Annotated in this window: 1 rRNA gene; it reads left to right on the top strand. The window is 41.3% G+C overall.

What is annotated here, in order from left to right:
* Nucleotides 1-103 (top strand): 23S ribosomal RNA (locus H4J62_RS20150); the annotation flags it as partial.
* Between the last annotated feature and the right edge of the window lie 173 nt (nucleotides 104-276).

The raw sequence follows: 276 nt of genomic DNA, 5'->3' as shown, positions 1-276 counted from the left end.
CTCCCTAAAGGGTCGTTGGAGACTACAACGTTGATAGGTCAGGTGTGTAAGGACTGCGAGGTCTTGAGCTAACTGATACTAATTGCCCGTGAGGCTTAACCATACAACACCCAAGTAGTTTTACTACGAAGTGTTTGTAAAAGACTGACAGAATAACTTCACGCACTGTAATGAATTGAATAAGATACGCTTTTATATTTATAGCTCTAACGAGCAACAGCTTTCAAGATTGTAACCTTTTTGTCTAGCGACAATAGCACTGTGGCACCACCTGAT

It is taken from the genome of Colwellia sp. BRX8-5 (assembly GCF_014077325.1).
Lineage (GTDB): Bacteria > Pseudomonadota > Gammaproteobacteria > Enterobacterales > Alteromonadaceae > Colwellia_A.
This window is presented reverse-complemented; position numbering and strand designations above follow the sequence as displayed.